Source organism: Brevundimonas alba (assembly GCF_011927945.1).
Classification (GTDB): Bacteria; Pseudomonadota; Alphaproteobacteria; order Caulobacterales; family Caulobacteraceae; genus Brevundimonas; species Brevundimonas alba.
Genome location: NZ_JAATJM010000001.1, coordinates 2,046,983 through 2,062,028, shown reverse-complemented (window position 1 = coordinate 2,062,028; position 15,046 = coordinate 2,046,983). Strand labels below are relative to the sequence as shown.

Here is a 15,046-nt window from a genome sequence, read left to right as displayed (position 1 = left end):
AGGTCGGGGCGACCGCACTGGTCGTCCCGACCTCTTCAGTGTCAGAAGGCGATTTTCAGACGACCTGTAATCGCATGGTCCTCGCCCTTGTTTCCAAAGACACCTTCCCATGAGGCGCTGACGGTGGCGGTGCTTGTCACACTCCACCTCGCCTCGAGGTTGGCTATCGCAGCGATGTCGGAGTTCGCCGTGCCCAGCACCGTGAAGCTCTCACCACCAGCGAAAGCGTGGCGACCTACGGGGGCGAGATCTCCGTCCATCCCCCTATACCCGGCCATGCCGCGGAGCGAGAACGGGCCATCCATGCCCGTATCAAACCGGGCGCCGAGGGTGGTCGCCACCAGATTGTCCGTCACCGCCTCAGCAATGATTGACCCTTGAGCTCCGCCAGTTTCGGTAAAGGCCTCGGTCTCCGAAGCGATAGCGGTTACGCCGATGAAGGGCTCAACATAGCCGCCGCCCATTGGCAGGCGGTAGCCTGCCTCGAGGAAGGCCTGTTCCGCCGATCCCTTGTAGGCTGCGACCGGCGAGGCGTTGAAGCCCGGGACGGAAACCTGCCGCTGCGTCTCAAGCGAGCTGCTCGCGAAGCCTATCCCCGCCCGGATGTGCCAACGGTCAACCTGGGCACCGAGGTAGCCCAGTGCCTGAAGGCTGTGGTTCTCTGCAGAACTTGCCCGGCCAGAAACGTCCACGTCAGTGTCGAACCAGCCGCCCGCCAGACCAACTGTCACACTTGTGTTGAGGGCCCGGTCGGCTCCAAACATCAGACCGCGAGTATCGCGTTTAGTCTCGGCTGCGTTCCCGTCGCCGTCGACCCTGCGGTCGTCGAGCAGCGCCTGGGCCCAAGCGCCTTCAGCCCTGTCAGCGGCCAACCGCCCCAGTACTGCGTTGCGGAACAGACGGCTGTCATCTGCCATGGCACCGCGGGTCGCCGGGTGTATCTCGCCTGACAGCTGGTCGAACGCGTCCCGTGCCGCCGCATCATCCGGGAGCAGTAGAAGGGCTGCTTTCAACGGATTGGTCTGCGCCAGGCTATCGGCGCCAGCGGCGGTTTCCCGCTGATTCGGCGTCAGACCAGCCTCGATGAGGGCCCGCAGCTGGGCGACATCAATGTATGCCGTTGTGGCCGTATAGCCATCCCGCATCCCTACGAAGGCGCTGAGATACCGGTCCTCGAAATCGAATGTCCCCGTCAGACCGCCGTCTGCGCGAGCGACGACATAGCGCCCACCCAAGGCCAGCGGCTGAACGAAGTTCACATCGAGACGCGCGCCGGGGTTCAACATGAGCGTTCCGGTCGTCAGGAACAGGTCAGCGCCGCCCTGCCCGCCGATGTCGACTTGCAGCTGCGAGCCTGCGGCGAAGACAGCGTTTGCCGAGGTCATGATGACATCGCCGGCTCCGTTGTCGCCCAACGTCACGCGTCCTTCGTTCCGGAACGTCTCCAGCCCGCGCCAGAAGGTGATGTCCTGCATTTCGGCTGAGCTGCCGGCCAGGATGGAGCCAGTCGCTGCATTGATGAGATCGTCATCCAGACCCGCGAAGGTGCTGTCGCCGCCCCCGGTGCTCCAGCTTCCCCGATTCTCAAAGAGGCTGGAGTCTCCCTGAAACACAATGTCCCCGACGAGCACGCCAGTGTTGGTGAAGTCGATGCCCCCCCCTGCCGCTTCGATCGCCCGATCTGACGAAAGTCCGGCACTGCTACGTATCACGCCTTCGTTGCTGATCCGGACCTGCTGGTCTGCATCGGAGTAGATAGCGACCGCCAAGTCGCCGCCCTGGACGAGGCCGCGAACCGTCAGGTCTGTAACGCCCACGCCAACGTTATCGACAGCGACCCCTGCAACCGCGCCGGATACGTTGGCGACATCGAGCGTGATGTTGCCAGCGTCGGCGCTAGCAACCGAGTGTATACCTAGAACAGACCCCACCACGGCTCCGGTGGTCGTTATCCGGGTTTCGCCCGTGCCGGCATTCGACGTTACGATGCCGACCCCGCCCGTCACACTGCCTGCGGCAACGAAGATGTCGCCCGCGCCTGAGCTCTCTGCCTGAACTGCGGCAATGCCGACTTCCGCGGACCCGGCTACATCGCTGGCATTCACGGACACATCGCCGCCGCCGGACCGGGCGACGATGCCGAACTCCCCGTCCGCCACAACGGATCCATTCAGATCAACCGAGACCAAGCCTACGCCGTCGTTTATCGCCGAGATTGCCGTTGCGCCCGAAACGTTGTGTGCGGTCACGCGGACGTCGCCCGCACCGTTGCTGCCGAGCTCGGCGACGATGCCGAAGTCACCGCCCGAGGCGACATCACCAGCCGTCACCGTCACGTCATCGCCATTAGAGCGGGCGAGGATACCGATGGCCCCCGCGGTAATCGGCCCGGTGGCGGTGACCGCGGTCGAACCCGAAGCCCTGTTTTCGGCAAAGACGCCATAGTCGCCTGTGATCGGTCCGTGGGCTGTAACGCTGATGTTGCCCGTCGCTGAGGCGTCTTCCAGACTTACCCGGATCCCGCCCTCAGCCGCCACAATCGGCCCGTTAGCGATCACGCGAACGTCGGCCGCCGTCGAACTGGAACCGATCAGGATGCCGTAATAGCCATTACTCATGGCCTCCACCGCGCCCGTGGTGACGGTGATGTCCCCGCCGACCGCTGTGTCTGTGACTTGCACACCGTTCCCGCCCGTCGCCCTGACCCGCCCGGCAACATCGTAGGTAACCGTGCCCGCACCATCGCCTTGTATCTCGACTCCGGCGCCCCCCCGGGAGGTTATGCTACCTGCGCCGGTTAGGGAGATATCGCCTGCGCCTTCCACGACCACGCCATTCGTCCGGCCAGTGACCGGACCGCCGATTTCGATGCTGGCGGCGCCCGCGGCGCCTACAGCGATGCCGGCATCGGCGGCGCCCGTGACCGCGCCCGTCGTGTTGATGTGAACCGCACCGGTGCCCGCGTTCACCGCAACGATTCCGTGCTGCCCACCCGACAACGCGCCAGTTGTCGTGATGTCGATGTCGCCAGCGCCCGCGACGTCTTCCTGCCAGGCGAATACCCCAATCCCCTCGGTCGAGACCACCGAGCCTGCGGTAATCGTGATGTCGCCGCCCCCTTGAGACCGCGCAAGAATGCCCTCGCCCGTCGTCGCGCTGATCGTGCCGGTGGCGGCGACAGATGTGTCGCCAGACCCGAAGTTCCCCGCAAAGATACCCAAGTCGCCGCTAACGGATCCGAAGGCCGTGACCGAAACGTCACCGGTCCCGCCCGAACTCATGAAGGCAGAGATCCCACCTTCGCCGGCTGCGATGTCCCCATTGGACGTAACCGAAACATTCCCCGTCGCCGAGAGTGAGAATGCTTCGATCCCGTAATAACCGTCAGAAATGGCCGATACATCGCCGGTGGTGATGCTCAGGTCGCTGCTGTCGGCCGTGTCGTTGACGACATAGATGCCGTTCCCGTTTGTCGCGACAATCGCGCCGGAAATATCGACATTGACTTCGCCCGACCCATTGTTCTCGATGTCGATCCCGTAGCCGTCCAAGGCAACGAAACCGCCCGCTCCTGTCACCGAAATGTCGCCGCTACCACCGCCCAAGAGATCGATTTCCAAGCCGGCATCCTGGCCCGTGACTGTGTCGGCGACCGCAACGCTGACTGAGCCATAGGCGAGCACACCTATGCCGGCGTCGGCCGTACCCCTAATGGTGCCGCTAGTCCGAATGACCGTCGCACCCGTCCCCTCATTGAACGCCGTGATTCCGTTGTCGCCGGAGATCGTCCCGGCTGTCACGTCGATCACTCCGTCGCCGCCGGCAGCGTAGGCTGAAATTCCTGCCTCGCCCTCCGTGGTGACAGAGCCGGCGTCGACGGTGACATTTCCGCCCTGTTCGGCAGCGGCATGAATGCCGAATTCGGTGCCGGCCGTCACAGCGCCTACCGTGGTCACATTGACGGAGCCCGCGCCCTGAGCCACGGCGAAGATGCCCCCGGCGGCGCTCACCGACGCGTTGGCGGTAACGTCGATGTTGCCGGAAGACCCGACTGCGGTGGAAACGTCGATCCCGTAGTTCGAGGCGCGGACGTCGCCATTGGTGGTCACCTCGATATCAGCCGTTGTTGAGTTCGACTGAACGTAGATGCCGCTATAGCCGGCGGTTTCGGCGGTCACGGAGCCCGTGGTGATGCGGATATCCCCGCCGATGGCTGTGTCGTTGACCACCAGCCCGTAGCCGTTCGTGGCCGTGATCGGACCCGTGCTCACGAAGTCGACCGCACCGGCGCCCTGGTTGTAGATATCAACGGCGTTCCCGGCGAGCGCGGTGAACCCGGCGCCCGACACGGAAATATCGCCCGTTCCTCCGAATTCCCGGTTGACTGTCAGGCCGGAGTTGACGCCGGTCACGACGGCGTCGGTGTTGACCGAAATCGCGTCTAAACCCGACACCTGAACGCCATCCTCGCCATACCCGGTCACAGGGCCGCCCGCAGTAACCGACACATCTCCCGAGCCGTTGTTGATCGCCACTATTCCATTTTCACCCGAGGCGCTTCCCGCAACGATGAGCACATCGCCTGCTCCAGCGAGGTTCTGCTGCTTTGCATAGATCCCGTCATATCCGTTTCCGCCGCTGGCATCGCCCGCGATGATGGTGATCGCACCGCCATTGCTGTTCGCGAAAATCCCGTTATCGATGCTCGCAGTGACAGGGCCGGCCGCAGTAACAGAGATCGAACCGGCGCCATTGGTGGTCGCGTAGATTCCACCAGTCCCCGTCACCGATCCCCCGGTTCTCAGGTTGATGTCCCCCGCCCCGTCCCCGATGCGGGCGAAAACGCCAATTCGGCCGGCGCTTACGTCGCCCGCGACAACGACCTCGATGTCAGCGGTCAGAGACGTGGAGTAAACATCGATGCCGTCATAGCCCGCACTCAATGCGGCGACGTCGCCCGTGATGATGCTGATGTCCCCCCCGATCGCCGTGTCGCGAACATTGATCCCGTCGCCATCGATCGCCGTGATCGGACCCGTCGCCTCGAAATCTACAGCGCCCGCACCATTGTTGACGATCTGGACCGCGTTCCCGGACAGGCTCGTGAACCCGGTGCCCGTGACCCGGATATCGCTCGCCCCCTGCACCAGAATGCCTTGCTGGCCGCCGGTGACGGAGCCGCCGATGTTCACGTCGATAGCGCCGGCGCTAGCGAGGTCCAGGCCCGAGCCGATGCTCCCGGTTACATCGCCAGTCGTTGTCACGGAGAGAACGCCGAGCCCGCTGTTCGAGGCTGTGATTCCGGTCCTGCCGAGCACGCTGTCGGCAATGATGCTGACACCGTTGGTCGACGCTGGGGCGCTCAGCAGCTGCGCGAGAATCCCGGCGCCCGTCTGGCCACTGACGTCGCCCGCCGCGATGGAGATCCCGCCACCGCGGCTTTCTGCGAAGATACCGGAGCCAATCATCCCGGTGACCGGAGCACCCGCGGTGATCGAGACGTTGCCAGCTCCATTGTTGACGGCCAGGATTCCGGTCGAGCCGCGAACCGCTGCGGTCAGACTGATTTCGATGTTGTCATCCGCACCGTTCTGGGTTGCGTCGAGGCCGTTGCCGGTTCCGTAGTTAGTGACGGCCCCGCCCGTATAGGTCAGCACGCCGCCGTTTGCGGTCATTGACAGGGCCGCCGTGCCACCTTCGGTCGGCGTGTTGCCCGCGTCGACGGTAATCATGCCATTGTTGACGACGGAGACGCCGCCGTCGCCCAAGTTGGTGAAGGCCAAGCCGTGGCCGCCGGCTACGGCCCCGTTCGAAACCGTGCCGCTCAGGGGCGGTCCCGAGAGGAACTGATAGGCGCGGGCACTCGGGGAACCGACGGGATAGCTCGTATTGATGGTGCTCGTCGTTCCGCACTGAACCGCGTTGGCCACGAGCAAACAGTCCGCCAGCGCTTGGCCCGGCGCCATCAGGCCCCCACCGGCGACTGCCGCCAGACCGATCGCCGACATCAGGACAACACGGCTCGCCTGCTGACTCAGGTCACGGCGCGTGGCCGCTTTAGCGGAATAAACGGAAATCGAAGGCAAATTTCTAGCCTGATACGCGATGGCCACCATAACCAGTTCCCTTAATTCGGATGCGTGCGGGCTTCTCCCGACACAGTTCTGAGTAATAAATATGAGAGCAGCCCTTAACCTCAACAACCTAACGCATCGCGAGGTTATATAAGCTCACATTAAACTGCATTCGCAGATTATCCGCGCTTGTTGATTCCGCTGCGCGGCTTTTTTATATTGCCGCTTCTGTTTCTCGCTAGGCAGCAGACTTAAATTTCATGGCTGACTAAACGCAGACACAGCAGATGCCAGGCCGTCGCCACAGACTGATGCGCCGCCGACCGGGTTGGGCCCCGGCCGGCGGCTAAGTGCAGCGATGAACCACTCGTCGAGCGGACAGCGACGGAGCCGGTGTCAACGGGGGAGCGACACCGCGGCTCGGGCAGCATCTGCCTGCACATGGGTTTGCGCCGCCTGGATTTGTTCCGAAGCCCGGCGCATCGCGTCTGCAACGCAAGTTCTTTGATTCACGACGCTCTCGGATCGATGCTCCGACCGCCGGCACACGCTGCGAGCTGCGCTGAGAAGACGCGCATTAAGCACAGCGACATCTTGGGGGGATGTGAGGTCCAACCGTTCAATAGCGACCCGTACTTCACGCGGCTCATTGTCCGCGGCGGAGGCCGTGCCGGCGACTGACACGGCCGCGCAGAGGGCGGTGAGCGTGCTTAACGAAATCGATCGAAGGGGAGACATTTGAAATCCATTGAGGCCAGACCGCGGCCCGAATCTCGCGAACCTGGCGGCGGCTGGGTACCGGCGCGGTCGTTGGCGACACGAAGCTGAGATCGTTACGGGCGAGCATTCTGTTGGCTTAAGGTTGTCTTTCGCCCCATCGGGAACGTCCCCAGTCGCAAAGCCGTGCGGTTCGTCGTCTCAGATACGCCGTTCAGCACGCAGCCTCTTCGCGCTGGACCCCTTCCCTAGAGCTCCCTCTACAAAGGGGCCGGCACGGACACGCCGGCCCCTCCGCTTCTTGTTAGGAGAAGAGATAGTCGTCCGACGAGAGCAGGTTGGTCGAACCGCCGGCCATCTGGACGAGGATCAACTGCTCCTGGCCCGGATGTTCAGGGTCGACCAGGCGATAGTACTGCTGGCCCTGGTTTGAGCCGTAATGGTCGAACATCAGCGTCGCGCTGCTGCTGAAACCGCCGGAGAAGTGCAGACTGTCCTGCTCACCGATGCCTGACGTTCCGGCGCCGTGGAAACCGATGACAGTGTCAGGTCGCTGATCTGGGATGGAAAGGGAGTTCAGGTCGAAGACGAAGACGTCGTTGCCCGAGCCGCCGTCGAGACGGTCCATCCCGGCTTCACCGAACAGGAAGTCGTCCCCGCCCCCCCCAGAAAGCACATCGTCGCCTCCGCCCCCGAAAATGGTATCCGCGCCGTCGCCCCCTTCGAGGCGGTCGTTCCCGTTCCCGACCGCTTCTCCATCGCCGACCAGGGTATCGTCCCCCCGACCGCCGAAAACCTGGTCGTCCCCTCCATGGCCAATGAGGAAATTGTCGCCATCGGTGCCGGCGATGTAGTTGTTGAGATTATTGCCTTCTCCGCGCAGGTCCGCGGCGCCGTCAAGCCGCAGCACCTCCAGGTTCGCACCGAGAACATAGTCGCCGACCGAAAACACTGTGTCGACACCCTCTCCGCCGAGCTCAACGATCACATCAGCGGTGTCGACGAAATACTGATCATCACCTGTGCCGCCATGCAGGACGTCGTTTCCATCGCGACCGACGAGGCGATCGTTGCCGGCGCCGCCGTACTGGATGTCGTCGCCGCCATAACCTCCCAGGGTGTCATTTCCATCGAGGCCATAAAGTACGTTGGCGCCGCTGTTGCCGAGCACCGCATTATCCAACGCATTGCCGCTTCCGTCGATGTCGGCGGAACCCTCGAGCATGAGCTCTTCAAAGTGATCCCCCAATGTCCAGGAGACCGTCGAGCGGACGTTGTCAAAACTACCCTCGCCCGCGGCTTCGATCACCTGATCCTCGGTCGAGTGGACGTAGTAGATGTCGTCGCCCACGCCCCCGACCATGATGTCGGGGCCGTCGCCGCCATGCATTAGATCGTCGCCATCACCACCCTCCAGCCGGTCGTTGCCAGCCTGACCGAACAGTTTGTCGTCTCCCGCGCCACCGCGGATGATGTCGTTTCCGTTGCCGCCGATGCCTTCGTCTGCGCCTTCGCCTAACAGCAGCTCATCGTCGAACCGGCTGCCCGTGATGGAGTCCGCGCCGCCCCGCGCGTGAACGATGACCGCTTCGCCTTGCCTTGCGTAAGTTGCGCGGTTGGCGTTGTCGTCCAGCGTGATCAGCCGGCCGGACCTTGGATTCACGGTCAGGGTGACCGTGACCGGTGTCGAAGTTGAGCCGTCGCGCAGCGAATAGGTGAAGCTGTCGGAGCCGACATAGTTTGCGTCAGGAACATAGTTGAACGACCCGTCCGCGTTCAGAACGAATTGGCCATGCTGCGGGCCCGTTAGCAATGCGACCGACAGAGGATCGCCGTCGGGGTCGCTGTCATTCGCCAGGACGCCGTGTGCGGCGTCCACCGTGAGGCTGCGGTTCTGCTCCATAGCGTAGGTGTCAGAGGCGCCGACCGGCGCCTCATTGACGGCGTTCACGGTGAGCATGACGGTGGCATATCCTGTGTCGCTGCCGTCGTTGGCGAAATAAGTGAAGCTGTCCGTCCCCGTGAAGCCCGGGTTCGGCGTATAGGCGAACGAGCCGTCCGCATTGAGGGTCACAACCCCCGACGATGGCTGCGTGCGGATCTGAGCCGTCATCGCCGAACCGTCCGGATCGGTGTCGTTCGCCAGAACGCCGTTCGCGGCGTCGATGAACAAGCGACCGCCCTCGTCCACCTCGTAGGCGTCGTCCGCCGGTGAGGGAGCGCCGTTGACGTTGTCGACCGTGAGCGTAACCGTCGCGATGTCAGTGTCGTCACCGTCACTGGTGCGATAGCTGAAGTTGTCGGACCCATGGAAACCCGGGTTCGGGATGTAGGTAAACGAACCGTCGGCATTCAACGTCAGGGTTCCGTTGGCCGGACCGGTGGTCACTTCGACGGTCAGGACGTCGCCGTCGGCGTCGGCGTCGTTGGCGAGCACACCGTTCGCACGCTCCACAGTCAGGATGCCGTCCTTGTCCAGACGATAGGCGTCGTCCGCGGCCACGGGCGCCGCATTGTTGTTCACGACCGTCAGGGTCACGAAGTTCGGCGTCTCGGCGTCTCCGTCGCTAGCCGCGTAGGCAAAGCTGTCCGTCCCGTAGAAGCCGGGGTTGGGCACATAGACGAAGGACCCGTCCGCATTGAAGGTCAGCGTACCATTTTGCGGTTCGGACAGGGTTCGCGCCGTCAGAACTCCGCCGCTCGAACTATCCGGATCAGAGTCATTGGCCAGAACGCCATGGCGAGGCGAAACGACCAGCTCTCCGTTGCGATCGACCGTGTAGCGGTCCGCGCCGGCTACTGGGGCGACGTTCGGATTGACGAAAAGGTTTACCGCCGCGACGTCGCCCAGAGCGCCGTCGCTGGCGCGGTAGCTAAAGCTGTCCGGTCCGGCGTAGCCTGTGGCCGGAACATAGGTGAAGGAGCCGTCAGAGTTGATCGTGACCGTACCATGCAACGGTCCACTCACTAGCGTCGCCGTCAGATTGGCTCCTTCGGGATCGGTGTCATTGGCCAGCAGGCCGGAGGCCGCACTAACGACGAGCGGGGTGTTGCGTGAAACCGAGTAGACGTCATCGGTCGCATCCGGAGCGGTATTGGGAATCGTGATCTCGAAATGAGAGCCGTCCAGCCCTTGTGAGAAATCATAGCCGTTGTCGTAGGGGTCGAGGTCATGCAGTCCAAAGCTCACGCCGTTTCTGGCGACGAGCGACCCGAAGATCTCGAAGAGAACGGCGGGGTCGGTCACGTGGAACCAGCCGGTGCTCAGCAACGCGTTTTGGAAGCCGACCGCGGCACCCATCAGTTCGCCCGACTCTGAAGTCGATTCCGTCGCCGGCAACGACAGATTGCCGATCTGGATTCCGTTTATCGTCAGGAAGTTCTCGTTGTGATCAATGTCGCCGACCGAGGCGTCCGCGTCGAAGATCGACATCCGGACGGCCATCTGGCTCAGCCCGCCGCCAAGCTGCGCCAGTACTTGCGGACTGAGCCCGCCCAAGACTCCAATCGTCCCTGGGTTTCCACCCGGCGTGTCAGGCGAGAAGGTCCCAGCGAACAGCTGGTCTGCCGAGAGCTGAACCAGCACCCTCACTCCGTTCAGGCCGATGAGGTCGAGGACGATGCCGCCGACCGGGGTGACGCCAGCGGGAAGCGCTCCGCCCGTCGTGGGCGAAGTCATGGTGAGCGTGGTCAAGTGGGATAGCCTCTTAAAATGGGATGCGACAGCGGCGGCGCGGTGGCCACTCCGGCAAGGATGGCGAGAGCACGCGCTTCTCGTCGCCACCGGATAGCGCTTGATCGCATCGCGCCTCTGTTCGCCGCATGACGCCAGCGACGGCTCGCGGCCTTTGGTAGCTGATTAGCCTTCAGCTCAACCTGCCAGGCGCCGTCGCTTGCGAATTCCTCTGATGCATTCAGCCTCGTGCGGCAGAGCGGTTACTGCCCCCGAACGGGTGTCCTCCGCCGTTTGGCCACCTGACTCCCTGCTGAGCCTGTTCGATCGCCTTCTATCCGGCCCCGATATGTATCGGCCGTACAGCCATGACTGCATCGCCCCGACAAATAGCCTGACCGCTGCTGCGCTGATCGCTCTTGCGGCGATTTCACTCGCGTTCTGGCTGGAGGTGCGTGCGTCCCTCCGGAGCGTCCGCCTCCAGGCCGAGACTCTTCCATCCGGTGACGTTGGCGGAAACGGTCAGAGCAGCACTCACTCGGGGCCAGGGGGCATTCACAACCGCGGAAATAGCACCATGCCAGACACGAACGTACTGGAGCCAAAGCTTGGTTTCATCGTCGTGGTGTCTGTCTTCATCATCGCTCTGATATGCGCCGGTCTGCTGCGTGTTCATGAGGGGTAGTCGGCAAAGGCGAGCGCACAGCGCCACAGAGACGGCAGGCTCGGCAGGACTGATACGGCGGCATGGCCAGCGCACAGCAGCCGGGACCGATGGCGAACCAAACAAGACAGAGCATGCAAGACATTGTCCTGCCGCAAGTTGGCGCTGGTCCCATGGCGACCTTGAGGACAGGCGACTGCCTTCGCCCGCTGCGTCGCTCTCAAAAGCACGACTGGCGTCCTGATCTACCCTGCCCGGGGCCTGTGTCGCCTACCCAGTTCATGGGGCAGAGGATCGGCGAAACCGAGCGGTAGGTTCCGCTGAGGCGGCCCATAGCGAGCGGTGAAACGGGCACGAGCCGAGCCGCGCCGACAACGGCCGTGCCTACCCTCACGCCACACCGCTGCCGGCACAACAAAACCGCCGCCGGCGCAAAGCCGGCGGCGGTTCACTGTTCAACTCGCCGGGCGTCAGAAGTTGGCAGTGATGCCGAAGAAGACGTAGCGCCCCATCGCGTCGTAGGTCTGGGGGAAGGTGTTGCCGTTGCCGGTGTTACCAACACTGTAGGAAAGCGGCGGATCGTTATCGAGAATATTATTCACCCCCGCCCGAACCGTCACTGTCTCTCGAACCTGCCACGTCGCCGCGAGGTCGAGGTAGTTTTCAGCGTCGAAGTAGCGGTCGATGCGGGCGCCGCCATTATCCAGAGTGCCGTCAGCCTCCAGCACTGCGAGCTCGACTTCGCCGTAGTGGCGCCAGGTCCCAGACAAGTCCATGTCCCAAGGCGTTGACCAAGTCAGACGGGCTCGGTGCCGCCATTCCGAATTGGGCGTGCCGCACTGGTTGCCGTAGTAACCGACACAGTCGTACGCTGAGTTGGGTGCGATGCCGCCGTTGTCCGTCACCAGTTCCGACAGGTAAGTGCCGACGAAGTTCAGCGCCGCGCTTCCGTGTGCTCCCAGACCGATGTCTGCAAGGTCGAAGCGGTAGCTGGCGTTAACGTCGATCCCCGCCGTCCCAAAGCTGCCGATGTTCGTATTCGGATCGTCGACCACACCATCGCCATTCCAAAGGGAACCATTCGAAGTGTTCCGCTCGATGCGCGAGCAGGCCGTCGCAATTCCTTGGAGATAGCAATCGTCGAGCGTGTTCTGTGGGTTGAAGGCCTGGATCGCGTTCTCGACGACGATGTCGAAATAGTCGAGCGAGAGATCGAAACCGCTCAGGAATGAAGGCGACCAGACGACACCGTACGTGATTGTCTCACTTTCTTCCGGAACCAGATCCGTCGTACCCGCCCCTCGGCGGTTGTATTGGCCCGCTCCGCTGTGCAGCCCACCGCCTTGGGATTGGGCTGTGGTGACCTGCCAAGGATTGTTCCCGATGCAGGAGGCCACGACGGTTCCCGTCGTCGCATCGCACGGGTCCCGGTCGGCGCTGAAGAGCCCAAAACCAGGCGCTGTGAACAGCTCCAGTGCGTTGGGTGCCCGCACGGCCCGCGAATAGCTGGCCCGGAAGCGGATATCCTCGACCGGAGCGTAGTCGGCGCCGAGCTTGTAGGTGTTGGTCCCGAAGTCTTCGTACTCAGACCGCCGATAGGCGCCATCAATGGAAGCCGAATAGGCCCAAGGCTGGTCGTCCGCGATCGGGATCTGAAACTCCCCGAAGACTTCCGCCACGTCGGTTTCGCCCTCCAGTCCGATGGTCGGCCCGCCTTGGCCTGCACCGTCTCCAGATTGGAACGCAGCGTCTGTTACAGTAGACAGGGAGTCTCTGCGGTACTCGGCTCCAAACGCTACCTGTACCGAGCGGGACGCCGCCGGCATCGACCAGCCAGTGTCGCCCGTGACTGCGGCGGTCACAACCTGCTGGGTCGTTTCCCCCGTCTGGATGAGGGGAATCTGTAGGTAATCGAGCGCCGCCTGGGTCACACCATTCGCGGTGAATACATCGTACGGCACACAGCTCGGATCAGTACCGTTGACGACTGAACGGCAAGTCGGCGTACCGCCGACGTTCACAACGTCGAGCGCTCTGCCGAGGCGCGTGACCGAAAAATCGTTAGAAAACACGCGGCTCAGGATGACTCGCGAATACTGCGCGGCGACATCGTATTTCCAACCTGGAGCGATTTCGCCACGGACGCCGACGACCCCGCGATACGAGGTGTAGTTCAGGTTGTCCTGCCGGCCTCCGCCCTCGACGTTGCGCCGCCCGATATTGAGCGGAACGAAATTGGGGTCCGCCAGATAGGGTTGACCGGTGTCCGGATTGATAGTGGTCGAGGCGGCCAGCGCCGCAGCGCCGCATCCGATCGCGGCCGCTTGAGCTGGGGAAAGCAGCGGGTTGTCACAGTTGATCGTCGGCGTGTTGAAGAAGTTACCTGACGGCGCGATCTGCGCGACCGAACTATAGTCCGAGAACATCAGCTGCGCGAACACCTCCGCACGATCATTGATCTCGTATCTGCCGAACGCACCGAACGTATAACGCTCATCAGGCCGTTGATAATAGTTTAGCGGTCCGAAGTTGTAGTTGTTAATGCTAGAGTTGAAATTGGTGAACGACCGTCCCTGCCCCAACGTGAAGTTAAAGGACGGCAGCGGATTCGTATCGGGAACGTCATCGGCGGTGCCGGGAATCTCATCCGGTCCGTCGTTGCCGTTATTGTTTCCACCAAAATCTGTGAAACGCCCAGGGAAGGAGGTTCCGGAGCCGCCGCAAGAAAATGTCTCGGGCGTGGCGTCGGCCGGCTCATCGATCGTACAGGCCGAGTAGTCCCGGTCCCGTTGCAGAACCGGATTGTTGTTCCGGTATCCGGCGTAAGCGGTCAGGTCGCCTTTGCCGTCAGGCAGGGCAACGCCCATGATCAGGTTGATGGACCGGCTTTCACCATCCGAGACGTCGTCCGCGGGAAGAACAAACTGGCTCGGATTTGTCGTCCCTCGACGTTCAATCTCGGCGCGCAGGTTACCAGGCCCGTCATAGTTATTGTCGTGCTGGTAGAAGCCATACTGGGCATCCAGCTGCAGGCCTTCGAAGTTCTTCTTCATGATGAAGTTCACGACCCCCGCGAGGGCGTCCGAACCGTAGACCGCGGAGGCGCCGCCGGTCAGGACCTCGACGCGCTCGACCAATTGCTCCGGAATCTGGTTCAGATCCGCAGCGTCATCGAGCGGAGAGCCGTAGCCCATCCGACGCCCGTCAATCAGAACCAGCGTACGTGACGAACCAAGGTTGCGAAGAGCGACCGTCGCCGTACCTGAAGCGCCGTTTGAAACGGTCGAGTTCTGTGCGGCAAACGCCTGCGGCAGTTGGTTGACCAGGTCTTCAACTCTGGTCACGCCTGCGACATCGATGTCTTCACCGGTGACCTGTGTGACCGGGCTCGTCGTGACCAGATTACGCTGCGGTATGCGGGAGCCGGTGACGATGACTTCGTCCAGCTGCGCGTCCTGCGAAGGAGGGGCGGTCTGCGCCACCGCTGGCGCTGCGAACGCAAGCACAGCGGCGCCGCCGAGCATCGTGGTGGAGAACAGCAGCTTTCGAATGGACGTGGTTCGCATGGATACCCCCGGCGTTAACTGATTGGTCCTCCCATCCTCGGTCCTCACCCTGCGTTCGAGCGCGCCATTTCACGCATTCACCACAAATCTCTGACGTTCGTCGCGGCTGTGCTGTTCTACGGCGCAGCACGAACCACAGGGTGTCCAGCAAATCACTTTCGCGCTCATCTCCTGGAAAGACCCGGTCGACGATGCTTCTTTGGCGAACTGGCGCGCGACCGACACACCGAAGCGACCCGCCCAATCGCGATCGAGATGCGACGAACAGGCGAGCAGTTCGCGAAACCGCCTCCTGACTGCGACCGGTTTCTTGCCGCACGGCTAGCTTGCTTACCAACGCAACTCAGTCCGT

At 62.8% G+C, this 15,046-nt stretch carries 4 protein-coding genes; all 4 read right to left on the bottom strand.

Annotation, left to right across the window (positions count from 1 at the left end):
• Window positions 1-41: 41 nt before the first annotated feature.
• Complete coding sequence (locus tag GGQ87_RS09935; protein WP_168047040.1) at window positions 42-6,116, bottom strand: autotransporter domain-containing protein; 6,075 nt, start codon at window positions 6,114-6,116, stop codon at window positions 42-44.
• A 354-nt stretch (window positions 6,117-6,470) separates the two neighbouring features.
• Window positions 6,471-6,812 carry a UrcA family protein gene (locus tag GGQ87_RS15685; protein WP_168047038.1) on the bottom strand — a complete coding sequence of 114 codons (342 nt, stop codon included), beginning with the start codon at window positions 6,810-6,812 and terminating at the stop codon, window positions 6,471-6,473.
• Between the two features lie 283 nt (window positions 6,813-7,095).
• Entirely contained in the window at window positions 7,096-10,485 is a 3,390-nt protein-coding gene (locus tag GGQ87_RS09925; protein ID WP_168047036.1) for an Ig-like domain-containing protein, read from the bottom strand.
• Between the two features lie 1,113 nt (window positions 10,486-11,598).
• The gene (locus GGQ87_RS09920) at window positions 11,599-14,694 is read right to left on the bottom strand and encodes a TonB-dependent receptor domain-containing protein (RefSeq protein WP_168047034.1); all 3,096 of its coding nucleotides are present in this window, start codon (window positions 14,692-14,694) and stop codon (window positions 11,599-11,601) included.
• Between the last annotated feature and the right edge of the window lie 352 nt (window positions 14,695-15,046).

Bases quoted from the DNA above. Each gene is read 5' to 3' on its own strand.
- GGQ87_RS09935 (WP_168047040.1), bottom strand. From the start codon at position 6,116: ATGGTGGCCATCGCGTATCAGGCTAGAAATTTGCCTTCGATTTCCGTT.
- GGQ87_RS15685 (WP_168047038.1), bottom strand. From the start codon at position 6,812: ATGTCTCCCCTTCGATCGATTTCGTTAAGCACGCTCACCGCCCTCTGC.
- GGQ87_RS09920 (WP_168047034.1), bottom strand. From the start codon at position 14,694: ATGCGAACCACGTCCATTCGAAAGCTGCTGTTCTCCACCACGATGCTC.